Source organism: Acidimicrobiia bacterium, assembly GCA_040289475.1.
Lineage (GTDB): Bacteria > Actinomycetota > Acidimicrobiia > ATN3 > PSLF01 > PSLF01.
In genome coordinates this window covers 24345-42066 of record PSLF01000007.1, presented here as the reverse complement: position 1 = coordinate 42066, position 17722 = coordinate 24345, and the positions used below count along the sequence as shown (strand labels likewise).

Annotated in this window: 15 protein-coding genes; all 15 read left to right on the top strand. The window is 54.5% G+C overall.

Annotation, left to right across the window (positions count from 1 at the left end; all coding sequences use genetic code 11):
- Positions 1-114: 114 nt before the first annotated feature.
- The gene (locus C4318_05225) at positions 115-3558 is read left to right on the top strand and encodes a DNA-directed RNA polymerase subunit beta (protein ID MER3454545.1); all 3444 of its coding nucleotides are present in this window, start codon (positions 115-117) and stop codon (positions 3556-3558) included.
- The gene (locus tag C4318_05220) at positions 3555-7493 is read left to right on the top strand and encodes a DNA-directed RNA polymerase subunit beta' (protein MER3454544.1); all 3939 of its coding nucleotides are present in this window, start codon (positions 3555-3557) and stop codon (positions 7491-7493) included. Before C4318_05225 ends, C4318_05220 begins: the two co-directional genes overlap by 4 nt.
- A 181-nt stretch (positions 7494-7674) precedes the next feature.
- Complete coding sequence (locus C4318_05215; protein ID MER3454543.1) at positions 7675-8049, top strand: 30S ribosomal protein S12; 375 nt, start codon at positions 7675-7677, stop codon at positions 8047-8049.
- Positions 8050-8098: 49 nt separating this feature from the next.
- The gene (locus C4318_05210; protein ID MER3454542.1) at positions 8099-8569 is read left to right on the top strand and encodes a 30S ribosomal protein S7; all 471 of its coding nucleotides are present in this window, start codon (positions 8099-8101) and stop codon (positions 8567-8569) included.
- A 274-nt stretch (positions 8570-8843) separates the two neighbouring features.
- A complete protein-coding gene (fusA, locus tag C4318_05205; GenBank protein MER3454541.1) occupies positions 8844-11018 on the top strand; it encodes an elongation factor G in 2175 nt (724 codons plus the stop codon).
- 66 nt (positions 11019-11084) lie between these two features.
- Positions 11085-12272, top strand: coding sequence for an elongation factor Tu (gene tuf, locus C4318_05200; GenBank protein ID MER3454540.1), 1188 nt, complete (start codon positions 11085-11087; stop codon positions 12270-12272).
- A gap of 172 nt (positions 12273-12444) precedes the next feature.
- Positions 12445-12735 carry a 30S ribosomal protein S10 gene (locus tag C4318_05195; protein ID MER3454539.1) on the top strand — a complete coding sequence of 97 codons (291 nt, stop codon included), beginning with the start codon at positions 12445-12447 and terminating at the stop codon, positions 12733-12735.
- A 16-nt stretch (positions 12736-12751) separates the two neighbouring features.
- Complete coding sequence (locus C4318_05190) at positions 12752-13414, top strand: 50S ribosomal protein L3 (protein MER3454538.1); 663 nt, start codon at positions 12752-12754, stop codon at positions 13412-13414.
- Positions 13415-13439: 25 nt separating this feature from the next.
- A complete protein-coding gene (locus C4318_05185; protein ID MER3454537.1) occupies positions 13440-14159 on the top strand; it encodes a 50S ribosomal protein L4 in 720 nt (239 codons plus the stop codon).
- Positions 14140-14442, top strand: coding sequence for a 50S ribosomal protein L23 (locus tag C4318_05180; GenBank protein ID MER3454536.1), 303 nt, complete (start codon positions 14140-14142; stop codon positions 14440-14442). Before C4318_05185 ends, C4318_05180 begins: the two co-directional genes overlap by 20 nt.
- Before the next feature lie 10 nt (positions 14443-14452).
- The gene (locus C4318_05175; protein MER3454535.1) at positions 14453-15289 is read left to right on the top strand and encodes a 50S ribosomal protein L2; all 837 of its coding nucleotides are present in this window, start codon (positions 14453-14455) and stop codon (positions 15287-15289) included.
- Between the two features lie 87 nt (positions 15290-15376).
- Positions 15377-15655, top strand: coding sequence for a 30S ribosomal protein S19 (locus tag C4318_05170; protein ID MER3454534.1), 279 nt, complete (start codon positions 15377-15379; stop codon positions 15653-15655).
- 93 nt (positions 15656-15748) lie between these two features.
- Entirely contained in the window at positions 15749-16120 is a 372-nt protein-coding gene (locus tag C4318_05165; protein MER3454533.1) for a 50S ribosomal protein L22, read from the top strand.
- Positions 16121-16125: 5 nt separating this feature from the next.
- Positions 16126-17157 (top strand): 30S ribosomal protein S3, encoded by a 1032-nt coding sequence (locus C4318_05160; protein MER3454532.1) that lies wholly within the window; start codon positions 16126-16128, stop codon positions 17155-17157.
- A gap of 151 nt (positions 17158-17308) precedes the next feature.
- Positions 17309-17719 (top strand): 50S ribosomal protein L16, encoded by a 411-nt coding sequence (locus C4318_05155; protein MER3454531.1) that lies wholly within the window; start codon positions 17309-17311, stop codon positions 17717-17719.
- Positions 17720-17722: the final 3 nt, after the last annotated feature.

Sequence of the window (17722 nt, the reverse complement as noted above, 5' to 3'; positions counted from 1 at the left end):
GCAATAAATGATTCTTGACCGTGGGAAGTGGACGGAGTATCATCTAAATTTGCTGTGCCTACTTCCGCCATCGTTTACTTTCTCTCTCCAAGCTGACCGATAGGGGTGGTATCCGTGACTGCCACGCGACTGAGTACGCGCGACCGCATCTCCTTTTCTAAGCTAGAGGAAGTTCTTCCTCTACCAGACCTCATAGCGGCTCAACGCGAATCGTACGATCGCTTTTTACGTAAGGGCATCAAAGAGACGCTCGACGAGATCTCACCTATCGAAGAGTACTCGGGCAATCTTTCCCTGGAATTCGGGGAGTACGAGTTCGGAGAGCCTAAGTACTCGATAGAAGAGTGCAAGGCGAAGGGGATCACATACGGAGTTCCACTCGAGGTTACGTCCCGCCTCATAAACCGCGACACAGGTGAGATCAAAGAAGAAACGGTCAACCTGGGCGAGATACCGATGATGACCCGAGAGGGGACTTTTATAGTCCACGGTACCGAACGAGTAGTCGTCTCACAGCTCGTCCGGTCTCCGGGTGTGTATTACAACTACGAGGTTGACAAGCTGACGGGAAGAGAGCTCGTGGGTTGCAAGATCATACCCGCCCGAGGTGCCTGGCTTGAGTTCGACGTTGATCGGCGTGGAACTCTCGGGGTAAGGGTTGATCGGAAACGCCGTGCTTACGCTACGACATTCTTGAGGGCCCTAGGTTTCGGAGACGGAGACCTTCAAGATTTCTTCCGCCTTTCAGCAGCCTCGGATAGAGCCCTCAAAATCCTTGAAGAAACGCTGGAAAAAGACTCGGTCGGATCCGAAGAAGAAGCTCTTATCGAGATTTACAGGCGTATTAGGCCTGGGGATCCCCCCAACCCCGAACAGGCCAGAAGTCACATCGAGCAGATGATGTTCTCTCCCAAGCGGTACGACCTCGCCAAGGTTGGTCGGTACAAGATCAATAAAAAGCTCGCCAACGAGTACAAGAAGTTGGCTAAGCCGCTTTTGAAGAGGGACCTGGGTCTTCCACCCGAGGACTGCGTCGTACTGACAAAGCAAGACATCATCGCAACGGTTTCTTACCTTCTCGCCCTGGAAGTTGGTGAAGACGGATATGACATCGACGACATTGATCATTTCGGAAACCGTCGTGTCCGCCCGGTGGGAGAGCTTATCCAAAACCAGTTTCGCGCAGGGCTAGGGCGCATGGAGCGGGTTGTCAAGGAGCGCATGTCGACTCAGAACATCGAGGCACTCACACCTCGCTCGCTAGTCAACCCCAGGCCAGTAGTCGCTGCCCTGAAGGAGTTTTTCGGCCAGAGTCAGCTCTCCCAGTTTATGGATCAGACCAACCCGCTGGCCGGAATCACGCACAAAAGGCGGCTTTCTGCCTTGGGGCCGGGCGGCCTGTCACGAGAGAGGGCCGGCTTCGAGGTTCGGGATGTGCACCCCAGTCACTACGGTCGCATGTGTCCAATCGAGACGCCCGAGGGACCGAGCATCGGCCTCATTGGATCTTTATCGACTTATGCGCGTATAAACGAATATGGCTTTATCGAGACGCCGTATCGGAAAGTGACACGCGGGCGAGTCACAAATGAGATTCACTACCTCACAGCGGATGAGGAAGACCGATTCGTAATTGCCCAGGCCAATGCGGAAACAGACTCTCGCGGCCGTTTCTTGGGCGACCGCGTTCTCGTGAGAAAGCGCCGCGGGGATGTACACTACGTCACCCCTGAGGAGGTCGATTATCAGGACGTCTCACCTAGTCAGATCGTTTCGGTCGCCGCTGCTCTCATTCCCTTCCTGGAGCACGACGACCCGAACCGAGCTCTCATGGGTGCGAACATGCAACGCCAAGCGGTGCCCCTCATCCGGCCCGAAGCCCCCTATGTGGGAACCGGTGTTGAGGCACGTGCTGCGATCGACGGGGGGAGCGTTGTAACGGCTCAAGCAGCCGGGGTGGTACAAGAAGTAACGGCTGACTATATAAGGGTCGACGAAGGTGGTGAGGTTCGAGAGTACCCCCTAGTGAAGTTCCGCCGATCCAATCAGGGGACGTGCATCCACCAAATCCCCATTGTCAAAGAGGGCGACAAAGTCAAACCAGGCCAGGTCATAGCTGATGGTCCAAGCACCGACGGCGGCGAATTGGCACTTGGGCGCAATCTTTTGGTGGCATTTATGCCATGGGAAGGACACAACTTTGAAGACGCCATAATCATTTCTGAGCGCCTTGTTTTAGAAGACATTCTCACGAGCATTCATATTGAGTCCTACGAGGTTGAAGCGAGAGATACCAAGCTGGGCGCAGAGGAGATCACTGCCGATATTCCCAACGTAGCGCCCGAGCTATTAGCCGACTTGGACGACCAGGGGATCATTAGGGTCGGAGCGGAAGTTCGTCCCGGGGATTATCTAGTTGGCAAAGTCACACCAAAGGGAGAAACCGAGCTCACCCCCGAAGAACGTCTCCTCCAGGCAATCTTTGGTGAAAAGGCCAAGGAAGTGAGGGATACCTCTCTCAGGGTTCCTCATGGCGAGTCCGGGACAGTGATTGCGGTTCAGACCTTTACGCGGGAGGAAGATCCTTCCCTTCCACCAGGCGTCAATCAAATCGTTAGAGTCTTTGTCGCCCAGAAGCGGAAGATTTCGGTGGGTGACAAGCTGGCGGGTCGCCACGGGAACAAGGGCGTCATTGCGAAGATCCTTCCTATTGAGGACATGCCTTTTTTGGAGGATGGAACGCCGGTAGACATAATTCTCAATCCCTTAGGGGTACCCTCCAGGATGAACTTGGGCCAGGTACTCGAGGCACAGTTGGGCTGGGGAGCACACTTCGGCTGGGAAGGTGGTCCAGCCAGTAACGGGACGGATCCACTCCCTGGTCATCAACGGCCTGCCGCTTGGATAAAAAGCCCTGTGTTCGACGGAGCCAGAGAAAAAGAGATATTCGACATCCTGGCGAAGTCGCACCCCGGCATCGATGGTATGAAGCTTATCAACAACGAGGGCAAAGCTGTCCTGTATGACGGGCGCACCGGTGAGCCTTACGACCACGAGGTAACCGTAGGGTACGTCTACATCATGAAGCTATTGCACTTGGTCGACGACAAGATTCACGCACGTTCTACCGGGCCCTACTCGATGATCACGCAGCAACCCTTGGGCGGAAAAGCTCAGTTCGGTGGCCAGAGATTCGGAGAGATGGAAGTATGGGCTCTAGAGGCTTATGGCGCCGCTCATGCGCTCCAAGAGCTACTCACCTCTAAATCCGATGACACTGTGGGTCGGGTAAAGGTTTACGAGGCACTCGTCAAGGGGCAAAACGTGCCCGAGCCGGGCATTCCAGAGTCATTCAAGGTTCTTCTCAAAGAAATGCAATCGCTGTGTCTCAACGTCGAGGTGTACTCAAGCCAAGGCGAGCGCTTGGAGATGCGGGAACCCGAAGAAGAAGTCTTCAGGTCGGCTGAAGAACTCGGAATCAATATTTCTCGCCCTGAGCGGTCGGGCTCTGTCGACGAAGAGGGAGATGTGTCTGGCGCCCGTGGGGAGGGTCTGTGATAGACGTCAACGACTTCGACACTGTAAAAATCGGGCTAGCCACTCCGGACCAGATCCAGAAGTGGTCTAACGGAGAGGTCAAGAAGCCAGAGACGATCAACTACCGCACACTCAAGCCCGAAAAAGACGGTCTGTTTTGCGAGAAGATTTTCGGTCCTACAAAGGACTGGGAGTGCGCCTGTGGAAAATACAAAAGGATTCGCTTTAAAGGGATTATTTGCGAGCGATGCGGCGTGGAAGTTACCCGCTCGAAGGTGCGACGAGAGCGAATGGGCCACATTGAGCTCGCTGCACCGGTCACTCATATTTGGTATGTAAAAGGAGTTCCCTCTCGCCTGGGTTATCTCCTCGATATGACTGCCCGGGAGCTAGAAAAGATCATTTACTTCGGGGCGTTTTTGATCGTCAGCGTCGACGAGGAAAAGCGCAAGAAAGACTTGCCTCGCCTGGAAGACGACCTTCGAATCGAGCTAGCCGCTATTGATGAAGATCGGGACGAGAGGATCGAGCGGGAAATCGAAAGGCTTGAAGACGACATCGAAGAGCTCGAGGAAGAGGGAGCCAAGGAATCAGAAATAGAAGCTCGTAGAAAGAGGGCGGAGCGAGCGATCCAAGAGCATCGTCAAAAAGCGGAGCACCAAAAAGAAGAGCTAAAGGAGGTCTTCGACGTCTTCAAATCACTTCGCGCTAAACAGCTCATCGAAAAGGAAAACATTTGGAAGGAGCTTCAGTACAGGTACTCCGACTACTTCCACGGAGGGATGGGCGCCAAGGCGATCCGCGATCTTATAGAAACGATCGACCTCGAGGAAGAGGCTCTGAATCTGCAAGAAATTATCGAAAATTCAAAGGGGCAAAAGAGGGCTCGGGCTATCAAGCGACTGAAAGTGGTGAACGCTTTCTTGAGCTCGGGCAACGACCCGAGAGCGATGGTGCTCACCTGCATTCCGGTTATCCCCCCAGATCTAAGACCTATGGTACAGCTGGATGGGGGCCGCTTCGCCACGTCCGATCTAAACGATCTTTACCGAAGGGTTATCAACCGAAACAACAGGCTGAAGCGGCTGCTAGATCTGAAATCTCCGGAGATCATCGTCAACAACGAAAAGCGGATGCTTCAGGAGGCAGTGGATGCTCTCTTCGACAACGGACGGAGAGGGCGCCCTGTTCTTGGGTCGGGAAACAGGCCGCTGAAGTCCCTGTCCGACATGCTGAAGGGCAAACAGGGGAGGTTCCGTCAGAATCTCCTGGGCAAGCGCGTCGACTATTCCGGGAGATCGGTCATAGTGGTAGGACCCCAGCTCGAGCTGCATCAGTGCGGATTGCCGCGTGTTATGGCACTAGAGCTATTCAAGCCTTTTGTAATGAAGCGGCTCGTGGAGTTGGAAATCGCCCAGAACATAAAGTCTGCAAAGCGGATGGTTGAGAGAGCGCGACCCCAAGTCTGGCCAATACTAGAGGAGGTCGTAAAAGAGCATCCCGTGCTTTTGAACCGGGCCCCAACTCTTCACCGGCTGGGGATTCAAGCATTCGAGCCTGTTTTAGTCGATGGGAAGGCTATACAGATCCATCCTCTAGTGTGCACGGCATTCAACGCGGACTTTGACGGGGATCAAATGGCTGTGCATGTGCCTATTTCCCCGGAGGCTCAAGCCGAAGCCAGAATCTTGATGCTGTCAACCCACAACATTTTGTCCCCGGCCAGTGCCCAACCTATAGTCACCCCTACCCAGGACATGGTCATAGGCTTGTACTACCTCACCGAGGAGGCTGGAGAGTCGGACGAAATATTCGCTACGACTTTTGCTTCTCCAAATGAAGTGCTCTTCGCATTCGAGCTAGGCGAAATCCGCCTTCATGACAAGATCCGCTTAAGGCTTCCCGCTCTGAAGGCGCGGGGGGATGTGCGTGGAAGTACATCCGATTTGGCAAGGGCGGAGTCCCGATCCGCCGGGGGGCTGGTAGCTGAAGAAAATGGCAGCGGTCCGGTTGTAGAAACCACTGTCGGGCGAGTCATTTTCAACGAAGCTCTTCCTCCTGATTTTCCCTTCATTAATGAGACTGTCCGGAAGCGGCAGATAGCCTCGATAGTTGATGAGCTGACCGATCGCTACCCTAAAGCAGAAGTGGCCAAATCCCTTGATTCGCTGAAACACCTAGGCTTTGAATACGCGACCAAGGTTGGTCTGACCATCTCCATGAGCGACGTTCGTACACCGAGCGCCAAATCTGAGATTTTGGAGGAATTTGAGCGCCGGGCAGAGCAAGTAGAGCAAGACTACCAAGCTGGCCTTATATCGGAGTCGGAGCGGAGAGAAGAGCTGATTGAGATCTGGACAGAGGCTACCACGCGGGTGTCCGAGGCGACCGAGCGGGAGCTAGAGTCTACCAAGTTCTCTCCACTTCACATGATGGTCGGCTCGGGAGCCCGAGGAAATATCATGCAGGTTCGGCAGCTTGCCGGTATGAGGGGTCTGGTGGCGAATCCCAAAGGCGAAATCATTGTCCGGCCCATCAAGTCCAACTTCGCCGAGGGGCTCTCTGTTCTCGAATACTTCATTTCTACTCACGGCGCTAGGAAGGGCTTGGCCGACACCGCATTGAGGACAGCTGACTCTGGTTACCTCACACGCCGCTTAGTCGACGTGGCTCAAGAAGTGATAGTCCTCGAGGAGGATTGCGGTTCTGACAGGGGCATAAAGATTCCAACCACGAGCGAGCGGCCAGAGATGCGCCTTTACGGGCGAGTGCTTGCAGAAGATGTAAAAGATCCTTCCAGCAATAAAACTTTGTTCAAGAAAGGCACCATAATCGGTAAGCGAGAGCTGGACACTATACTCGCCGCAGCGCGGATAAAGGAAAAGGGTCGGCAGAGGGTCGCCGAGGGCGTCGATAGCGTCTCCGTCAGGTCAGTACTCACATGTGAGACCGCCCAAGGGGTCTGTCAAGCCTGTTACGGGCTGTCGCTTGCTACTCGAGAGCCAGTCCCAATTGGGGAAGCAGTGGGCATAATAGCGGCCCAGTCCATTGGAGAACCCGGGACTCAGCTCACCATGCGAACCTTCCACACCGGAGGTGTGGCGGCGGAGGACATCACCCATGGTCTTCCCAGAGTCGTAGAGCTTTTCGAGGCGAGAGAGCCGAAGGGAAAGGCGATCATCTCGGAGATTTCAGGGAAAGTATCCATTTCTGACCAGGAGGACGGTACTGTTCTCGTGAAGGTCAAGAGCGGGGACGAAGAGAGAGAGTATGTCTGCAGGCGTAGGGATTTGTTGCTTGTAAGAAATGGCCAAGAGGTCGCAGCAGGCACAGCGCTTACGGAGGGTCCCAAAGATCCGAGAGAAATCCTCGAGATCGAGGGGATACGAGCTGCCCAGAACTATCTCGTGGATGAGGTACAGGCAGTTTATAGGAATCAGGGTGTAGCCATCCACGACAAGCACATAGAGATTATCGTTCGTCAGATGCTGAGGAAGGTATTGATCCAAGACCCGGGGGACTCTGAATTCCTGCCTGGAGACAGGGTCGATCAGCGGGAGTTTCGTAGAGTCAACCGCGAGCTTGTGGAGGCTGGAAAGCGGCCGGCCGAAGGGCGACCTGAGCTAATGGGAATTACCAAGGCGAGCCTGGCCACCGACTCTTGGCTGTCTGCAGCAAGCTTTCAGGAGACGACCCGCGTTCTCACCGAGGCTTCAGTAGCGGGCAAAGTCGATACGCTCTCTGGACTCAAAGAGAATGTGATCATCGGCAAGCTCATTCCGGCTGGCACTGGGATGAAGCGATATAGAGCTGTTAAGGTAGTGGCACCGCAGGTGCCGGATTTGGTCTCGCTTCAGCCGTGGGCAGTCGGAGATGAAGACGGCAGCGAGGCCGCGTCCGAAGATCTCGCAGAGGTGCTTGCGGAAATGGCAAGCGAGATCGAAGAGCAGTCGTAGGGCAAGCGAGCATACAACCGAAGCTTTAGAGAGAGTCATCGGTAACACGGCCCATGGGTGGATTTCCGTTGGACGGCTCGTGCTCTTGCAGGTAACCTTCGAATCTCGCTACTCGATCGCTGACCTTGTAAATGTACCGTGTTCGTCGGGATAGTGACGCTGAGTGGAGGCGTTTGATTCGTTGCCTACTGTAAGTCAACTAATAAGAAATCCACGCAAGCCCAAAAAAGATAAGACGAAAACACCCGCGCTCAAGGGATCTCCGCAAAGACGGGGCGTGTGCGTGCGTGTGGCAACTCAGACTCCAAAGAAACCCAATTCTGCTATCAGAAAAGTTGCAAGAGTCCGCCTCACCTCAGGAATAGAAGTCGGAGCGTACATCCCAGGGGAGGGTCACAACCTCCAAGAACACTCGATAGTACTGGTTCGTGGGGGAAGAGTGAAAGACCTTCCCGGTTATCGGTACAAGGTTGTTCGCGGTGCATTGGATGCGGCGGGAGTATCGGGTAGAAAGAAGGCCCGCTCCCGGTACGGAACTAAACGAGAAGCGGGCTAGTTCCTGCCCTAACTCGTCTGGAAGACTCGGTAAGACTCGGTAAGACGCGATGCCACGCAGAGGCCCAATTCCTAAACGGGAGATAGTACCCGACCCGCTCTACAGGTCGCCACTCGTGACTCAATTCATCAACAAAGTAATGCGGGACGGAAAGAAAGCACTTGCCGAAAGAATCGTTTATAAGTCGTTGGAGCTAGTTGCCCAGGCAGAGCGGGAAGATCCTGTTGCTGTACTTAGGCGGGCAGTAGACAACGTCAAGCCGGTTCTAGAGGTTCGCAGCAGAAGGGTGGGTGGCGCTACCTACCAAGTTCCCGTCGAGGTTCCTCCGAGAAGAGCCCAGACGCTAGCTGTTCGGTGGATAGTGGCAAATGCACGCCAGCGCAAGGCAAAGCCGATGTTCGAGAAACTGGCAGCAGAGATTTTGGACGCTTCTAAGGGAGTAGGCCCCTCGGTCAAACGCAGGGACGACCTGCACAAGATGGCGGAGGCCAACAGGGCGTTTGCTCACTATCGGTGGTGACTGACGCTCTTCGGCATCACGGTAGTGCGGGGTCCGTCACGCTAAATCCTCGACACCGCGCATTCGATAGTGCTCTGGTTCGAGAAAACATGCACGACCTGAGCAACGAATGAGCGATTAGGGGTTCGATCCGACAGAGGGTTCTGCTTGAACGGCGGATGCACGGAACAGTTAAACGAGTTTCGACCATAGGTTAGAAATCGACGAAGCGCGTTGGATGGTTGTAGTTGCAAGGTGTGCGTGGTGCTTGCGGACGTTGGATTGCGAGGTATCGATGACTGAAGCAGTAAGGACGGAAATAGAGAGTGAGGGCTCGGGCCATAGTGTTGCTTCAGGAAAACCTCTTCGCAAACGGGGAACTAGTTTTTCGATACGTGAGTTTCCTTTGGCCCGCACGCGCAATATCGGCATCATGGCTCATATCGACGCCGGGAAGACAACTACCACCGAGCGGATCCTTTACTACACGGGGAAGACATACAAGATGGGCGAGGTCCACGAGGGCTCGGCAGTAATGGACTGGATGCGCCAGGAGCAGGAGCGGGGGATCACGATTACCTCTGCTGCCACCACGTGCAAGTGGAAAGACCACTGGATTAACATTATCGACACCCCCGGCCACGTCGATTTCACCGTGGAGGTCGAACGCAGCCTTAGAGTACTCGACGGGGCAGTAGCTGTATTCGATGCCGTTGCCGGCGTAGAACCCCAGACCGAAACGGTTTGGCGCCAGGGCGACCGATACGGCGTACCCAGAATTTGCTTCATCAACAAGATGGATCGGATCGGGGCTGACTTTAGCGCAGCGGTTGAAAGCATAGCTACCAAGCTCGAGGCCAACCCTGCAGTCGTCCAGCTCCCTGTAGGGTCCGAGGCTCACTTCGAAGGCGTAATAGACCTTCTAACTCTCAAGGCTCACATTTGGACTGATGAGAAAGGCGACACCTGGATTGACCGTGAACTTGAACCAGAAGAGGCAAAAGTTGCCGAAGAGGCTAGGGCGCGGCTAGTGGAGCTGGTTGCCGAGCACGATGAAGAGCTTCTCGAGAAGTACGTAGAAAATACTGATGTTTCTGCGTCAGATCTAAAAGCAGCTTTGAGACGCGCGACGATTAGCAACGAGCTTACTCCTGTCCTGTGCGGCAGCGCCTTTAGGAATAAGGGAATCCAGCCACTTCTCGATGCAATCATCGACTATTTGCCGAGCCCATTGGACATCCCCGCTATTGAGGGTAGCAACCTCGATGGGGACGAGATAGTTGTGAGAAATCCTTCTGATGACGAGCCATTTTGCGCTTTGGCTTTCAAGATCATGTCCGATCCTCACGTAGGAAAACTCACTTACATCCGCATTTACTCGGGCGTCCTAAAAAAGGGAGACAAGGTCTTGAACTCCAACACTCGAAAGACAGAAAGAGTTGGACGAATTCTTCAGATGCACGCAAATCACCGGGAGGACAAAGACGCAGCGTTTACCGGAGATATTGTGGCCGTCGTCGGCCTTAAGGATGTGACAACCGGGGACACTTTGTGCGATCTCCAAAATCCCATTCGTCTCGAGCCCATAGAGTTTGCTGCTCCTGTAATCTCGGTCGCCATAGAGCCTAAAACGAAGGCGGACCAAGACAAACTTTCGAAGTCGCTACAGGCACTTGCGGCCGAGGATCCGACATTCGTAGTCAAGACTGACGAAGAAACGGGGCAGACAATCATTGCCGGAATGGGCGAGCTACACCTAGAAGTTATCGTCGATCGCCTTGTACGAGAGTTTGGTGTCGACGCTAACATCGGCAAGCCTCAAGTAGCTTACCGAGAAACGATCTCGCAGCCAGTAAAAGGGGTCGAAGGACGCTATATACGTCAGACAGGAGGTAGAGGCCAGTATGGACATGTAGTTATCGATGTGGAGCCTCTATCTAGAGGAGGGGGATTCGAGTTCGTGGACAAGATTGTCGGAGGCAAGATCCCCAAAGAGTTTGTGCCCGCTGTAGATCAGGGTGTCCAAGAGGCGATGGAATCGGGAGTCTTGGCTGGATATCCGGTGGTTGACGTTAGAGTCACGCTTACCGACGGCTCCTACCATGAAGTCGATTCCTCGGAGATGGCATATAAGATAGCGGCGTCGCAGGCCTTCAAGGAAGCGTCGAGGAAAGCGATTCCCAAACTATTGGAACCGATAATGTCAGTTGAAGTTGTGACGCCAGAGGACTATCTTGGCGACGTGATATCCGATCTCTCCTCTAGGCGAGCGAGAATTGAGGGGACAGAGGCCCGAGGAAACTCTAAGGTTGTACGGGCCAAAGTGCCTCTGGCAGAGATGTTCGGGTATGCTACAGATCTTCGCTCGCGAACTCAGGGTAGGGCGACCTACACCATGCAGTTCGATTCTTATCAAGAAGTACCCGAGAACGTCGCGTCCGAGATTGTCGCCCGAGTTCGGGGCGAGTGAGGGCTATTTGACGCTAGTTTCTAGTTTGGCGGTGAAAGACTCTTAGGCGAGAGGAGCGAATAAGAGATGGGGAAGCAAAAGTTCGAGAGGAGCAAGCCTCACCTCAACATAGGAACAATAGGCCATATTGATCACGGCAAAACGACATTGACAGCAGCGATAACAAAGGTTCTGGCCGAGCAGAACCCTGCCGTTCACTACACCCCCTTCGAGGAGATTGACAAGGCGCCAGAGGAAAAAGAAAGAGGCATTACTATAGCCATCGCTCACGTCGAGTACGAGACGGCCAACCGCCACTATGCACACGTCGACTGTCCGGGGCACGCCGACTACATAAAGAATATGATCACTGGGGCCGCTCAGATGGATGGCGCGATCCTGGTGGTGTCGGCTGCTGACGGTCCGATGCCCCAGACCCACGAGCATGTCCTTCTAGCCCGACAGGTTGGAGTTCCTTATATAGTCGTGTTTCTAAACAAAGTAGATATGGTCGACGATCAAGAGATTCTCGACCTAGTCGAGCTTGAAGTGCGAGACCTTCTAAACAAGTACGAGTTTCCAGGTGACGATGTTCCCGTAATAAAGGGCTCGGCATTGAAGGCGCTCGAAGGTGACGAGGAGGCGAAGAAGAGCATCCTCGAGCTTATGGAGGCGTGCGATAACTTCATCCCCGAGCCCGTCCGCGAGATCGACAAACCTTTCCTGATGCCTATTGAGGATGTGTTCTCGATCCAGGGACGAGGAACAGTGGTCACGGGGCGTGTGGAGCGTGGCAAGCTCGAGAAGATGTCCGAAGTTGAGATAGTGGGGTTGAGAGAAACACGCAAGACAGTTGCGACGGATCTCGAAATGTTTAGAAAGTCGCTCGATTTCATCCAAGCCGGCGACAATGCGGGTGTGCTGTTGCGCGGTATCAAAAAAGAAGAAGTCGAGCGCGGCATGGTCTTAGCGCAGCCGGGTTCTATTACCCCTCACACCGAGTTCAATGCCCAAGTCTACGTTCTAACCAAGGAAGAAGGGGGGCGACACACGGCGTTCTTCGATGGCTATCGTCCTCAGTTTTACTTCCGAACGACTGATGTTACTGGCACAGTACATCTGCCAGAAGGGACGGAGATGGTCATGCCAGGCGACCACATCGAGATGCGAGTTGAGCTGATTCAGCCAATCGCCATGGAAGAGGGGCTGCGATTTGCAATCCGTGAAGGCGGCCGTACAGTAGGTGCAGGAAGGGTCGTCAAAGTTATCAAGTAGTGCCTAGACGCCCAGGGCTTCGTAAGCTACGAAGCGCTGTTGGGAGAGGCCGGGTCTTGATGGAGGCCCGGCCTTGTAATGTCGGGGGTGCTCTAGGGACTCAATAAAGACGAGAGCTACGAAAGAAGCGGAGTTGGCCGAGTCATCTAACAAACAACGAATTCGAATACGGATGAAAGCGTACGACCACGGCATCTTGGACCAAGAGGCCAAGAAGATAGTGGAGACGGTGGTGCGTACCCATGCAAAAGTAGTAGGACCTGTTCCTCTTCCTACCGAGCGGCATCGCTTCTGCGTAATTAGATCTCCGCACAAAGACAAGGACAGCCGAGAACACTTTGAGATTCAGGTGCACAAGCGGCTTCTCGACATCTACGAGGCTACTCCAAAGACCATGGATTCGCTTCAGCGACTGGACCTAGCTGCAGGAGTCGATGTCAATATCAAGATAGAGCGGATGTAGAGGACGTACGGCACAGATGTCAACAAAAGCAATCCTTGGCCAAAAGCTCGGCATGACCCAAATATTTGAACCGGACAGCGGTGAGGTGATTCCAGTTACCGTTATAAAGGTCTCTCCGTGCAGAGTGGTCCAAGTCAAGACTGTGGATCGAGACGGTTACGAAGCTCTCCAATTGGCTTTTGGTGAACGCAAGCCCTCGCGCCATAACAAACCAGAGAAGGGACACATAAAAAAGGCTGGAATAGAGTCCTATCTGGTTCTCAAAGAAGTGAGGGTAGACAACGCCTCCGACTACAGCGCTGGTGACGAAGTAAAAGCTGATGTCTTCGAGGCCGGTGATCTTGTCGATGTCACTGGAACAAGCAAAGGGCGTGGTTTCCAGGGCGTCATGAAGCGTCACGGTTTCGCCGGCTTACCTGGAAGTCATGGTGCACACAGGGTTCATAGAGCTCCGGGATCTATCGGCATGGCGGCTACTCCCGCAAGAGTTTTCAAAGGCAAGCGCATGGCAGGCCGTCATGGCAACTCGACGGTTACGGTGAGTGGTCTTACTGTTATACAAGCGGATGCCGAACGCGGCATTTTACTGCTCAAGGGTGCTGTTCCCGGTTCAACCGGGTCGGTCGTCACAGTTAAGACCGCTTATAAGGCATCTAAAGCATCTCGAAAGAGTGCCTAGCGCTAGAGATTGAGGCAAGGTAGAGGTGGCAGAAGCGAAGCTTTATTCCGTAGAGGGAAAGCTAGTCGGGCGAGTCTATCTTCCCGACGATGTCTTTGGCTTGGAGCCCAATATTGCAGTTGTGCACCAGGTTGTCGTGGCTCAAAGAGCTGCGGCTCGTGCTGGCACGCACTCGACGAAGCGGCGCTCCGAGGTGAGTGGTGGCGGAGCAAAGCCATGGAGGCAGAAGGGAACGGGACGTGCCCGGGCTGGATCGATCCGATCACCACTTTGGGTGGGTGGAGGAGTAGCTCATGGGCCTAAGCCTCGAAATTATTCCCAGCGGGTTCCGAAGAAGATGAAGAAGCTAGCTTTGCGCTCTGCCCTATCTGATCTAGCTCAACACGATGCCGTTCTAGCTGTCGAAGAGTGGCCCTTCGATGACACCCCGTCGACCAAGCGAGCGGCAACTCTCTTCGGGTCCATGGGAGTGTCGGGTACAAAGGTGCTCGCAGTGGTGCTAGACCTGGGCTCTCGGGAGGCCCTTTCAGTGAGAAATTTGCCGTGGGTGAAGGCTATACGGGTGGATCAACTGACCACGTATGACGTTGTCGACGCGGAGTATCTTGTCGCTGATCTTGAGTCATTGGGGAAGATTGCGGGCAAAAAGCTTGACGCAAGTAGAAATTCAGAGAGCGCCGAGATTTTGCCCAGCGATACCACCGAGGAAGTTGAAGAAACTAGCGATGCCGAAGACGACTCGTAATCCGAGGGATATTCTCATAGAGCCGGTAGTCACCGAGAAGTCCTATGGGCAGATCGAGGCGGGGAAGTACACGTTCGTAGTCCACCCCGACGCTTCCAAGACTGCAATCCGTCAGGCAGTCGAACAAATCTTTGGAGTTTCAGTAGTCGGCGTCAACATAGTCAAACGTCCGGCTAAGCGTAGGCGATCCCCGAGGACTTGGAAGTACGGAAAGACTGCGGCGCGAAAGTATGCGATCGTGACCCTAGCGGCTGGCGAAAAGATCGACATATTCGAGGGCTGAGAGGGACAAGGTGGGACTCAAGCGACTAAAGCCCTATACCTCTACGACGCGATTTCAGACGTACTCTGACTTTGCGGACATTACCAAAAAAGAGCCTGAGCGGTCTCTTCTAGCCCCGCTGCCCAAGAAATCAGGGCGGAACGTGTATGGGCGTGTAACTGCTCGACATCGGGGTGGCCGACACAAACGCCGCTACAGGATCGTAGATTTCAGGCGAGATAAAGAAGGTGTTCCCGCTAAGGTAGCGGCGATTGAGTACGACCCGAACAGGAACGCGCGTATAGCTCTACTGCATTACTTGGACGGTGAGAAGCGATACATTATTGCCCCAGAGGGCCTGGCAGTCGGCGACACCGTGGAATCCGGACCCTCTGCTGACATAAAGCCAGGCAATTCCCTTCCTCTGAGAAATATCCCTGTGGGAACGGTCGTGCACAATATTGAACTAAGGCCAGGGGCGGGCGGAAAGCTCGTGCGTTCTGCGGGAGGGGGGGCACAACTAATGGCCAAAGAGGGGCGCTATGCCCAACTGCGGCTGCCTTCGTCCGAGCACCGATTGGTGTTGCTTGAGTGTAAGGCCACTGTGGGCTCGGTTGGGAACTCCGAGGCCGAGCTCGTGAGTATTGGAAAAGCTGGGAGGGCACGCTGGCTAGGAAGGCGTCCTCACACTCGCGGGGTGGCGATGAACCCCGTCGACCATCCCCTCGGAGGGGGTGAGGGAAAGAGTTCAGGAGGCCGACATCCAGTCTCGCCTTGGGGGAAGAAAGAGGGGAGAACCCGAAAGAAGGGCAAGGCGTCTGATCGATTGATTGTAAGGCGAAGGCGGACAGGGAAGAGGCGACGCTGAAGCCGGCGGTGTGGCGTTCTTTGAGGCCTGGCGGCGGGATCTCATGATTTCGCGCCGCCAAATGCTTTGTAGGACTAAGGGGGAACAGTGCCGAGGAGTTTAAGGAAGGGACCGTTTGTCGACGACCATCTGGCGCGGAAAATTGCCGAGCTCAACTCCAAAAACGAAAAAAGGCTCATAAGGACATGGTCGAGAAGATCGACGATTACGCCGGAGATGGTCGGACACACGATTGCCGTCTATGACGGACGTAGACATGTTCCTGTGTATGTTACGGAAGCGATGGTCGGGCACAAACTTGGCGAATTTGTGCCTACGAGGACATTCCGATCGCATGTCAAGTCAGAGAAATCCACTAGGAGATAGTCCCAAAGGTGAGACTGTTTATCCGGATTTGAGCGCGATGCGCAAACACTCGGGTCTGGCCAGTAGGTGGGTAAAAGGTACGCAGAGGCAACAGTGGCTGAAGGTGTTGTAGGCGAAGCGAAAGAGGCGACAGCTGTGGCTCGATACGTGAGGGTCTCGCCATATAAGGCTAGGGCGGTCGCCGATCTCATAAGGGGACTCGACGTTGAGGAGGCCTTGCGAGTTTTAGAGTTTTCGAAGAGGGATGCTGCTAGGCCGCTCAAGAAACTTCTCGAATCTGCGGTAGCTAACGCGGCGCAGAAGTATCGCTTTGACCGAGATGAGCTGTACGTCTCGAGAATTTTTGTCGACGAAGGTCCGACCCTGCGGCGATGGCGTCCCAGGGCCAGAGGACGCGCTACGCGCATCCGCAAGCGTACCTGTCATATGACCATCGCGTTGGCACGGCAAGAGCCTGAGGAGTAGTAGCGATGGGCCAGAAGGTGAATCCATACGGGTTTAGGTTGGGGACGCTCACTCAGTGGAAGTCCCGGTGGTTCGCGGAGAAAGAATACAAGACGTATCTAATCGAAGACATCCGGATCCGTGAGTACATTCATAAGACGCTCCACAGGGCTGGCATATCTCGTATCGAGATTGAGCGCAAAGGCCACGACTCTATCGTCGTAGACATTCACACTGCTCGTCCTGGAATAGTAATTGGCCGAGGCGGAACGGAGGTCGACCGGCTCAGGCAGGGAATTCAGAAGATCACTGGCAGGAAAACTCAAGTTTCCATCGTCGAGGTTAAAAACCCAGAGCAGGATGCCACTCTCCTTGCCCAATCCATAGCCGACCAGCTGGCTGGGAGGGTGAATTTCAGGAGAGCGATGAAGCGCGCCGTTCAGGCTGCGCTGAAGTCGCCTCACGTACAAGGGATACGCGTTCAATGCTCGGGAAGATTAGGTGGAGCTGAGATGTCTCGCCGGGAGTGGTATCGAGAGGGACGAGTGCCTTTGCAGACCATTAGGGCTGACATTGATTATGGGTTTGCAGAGGCCAAAACTAAAGCCGGCCAGATCGGTGTCAAGGTGTGGATTTACAAAGGCGATGTCGTCGAGTTGAGGCATCGAGAGGAGGAGGAAAAGATCGTTGTGGAGGCAGCCATGGCGGCTGGGGTCTCCACCCATTTGACCTCACCGAAGGCCCGTGTCGAAGTGGCGACCAAGGGCCGAGTTGTTTCCGACGTGGGGGACGACGTTGAGCCTCTAGAGGAGGTTTCAGGGGGAAAGCGCCTAATCGTGGCAAGGACCCGCTCACTAGCCGAGCAGAAAAAGAGTGTCGGAGGTAGCGAGCCCGTAAATCAAGAGTTCACAAATGAAAGGCACGCTGCTATCCCCGATGCGAGTGCACAAAAAGGGGAGGTTTCCTCTGAGGAGCAAACCGAAGAGCCTCAAGGTTCCGAAGGTATCCACGACTTGGGCGAAGACGATTCCACGGGAGGGGGCAGCGAGCAGCACTGATTTAGCTGCCCCGGGGCTATGCACCTGGCGATAGCGCAGGCGGCATTCGTCATGGCATATGGGATCGTCCCAAATTGGGACACCTGGTCGAGCTGCTTTTGGGTAAAGTCTTGGATTTGGCTGTGTTGCTAGTACGCGGAGAGTAATTGCGATGTTGATGCCGCGCAAATACAAGCACAGAAAGCAACAACGTGGCCGGATGAAAGGTGCGGCCAAGGGTGGAACGAAAGTTACCTGGGGTGACTTTGGGCTACAGGCTCTAGAGCCAGGCTGGATTACTAACCGCCAGATAGAAGCAGCAAGGATTGCGATTACCCGCCATATAAGGCGGGGTGGAAAGGTCTGGATCACGATTTTTCCGGACAAGCCTGTTACATCCAAGCCACTTGAGTCTCGCATGGGATCGGGAAAAGGAAATCCAGAGAAGTGGGTGGCTGTAGTGAAACCTGGACGGGTAATGTTCGAGCTCGCAGGCGTGGCTGAGCCGGTGGCGAGGGAAGCGATGCGCCTGGCGGCTCACAAACTGCCGGTGAAAACCCGTTTTGTCACGAGGGAGGCGTGAGCC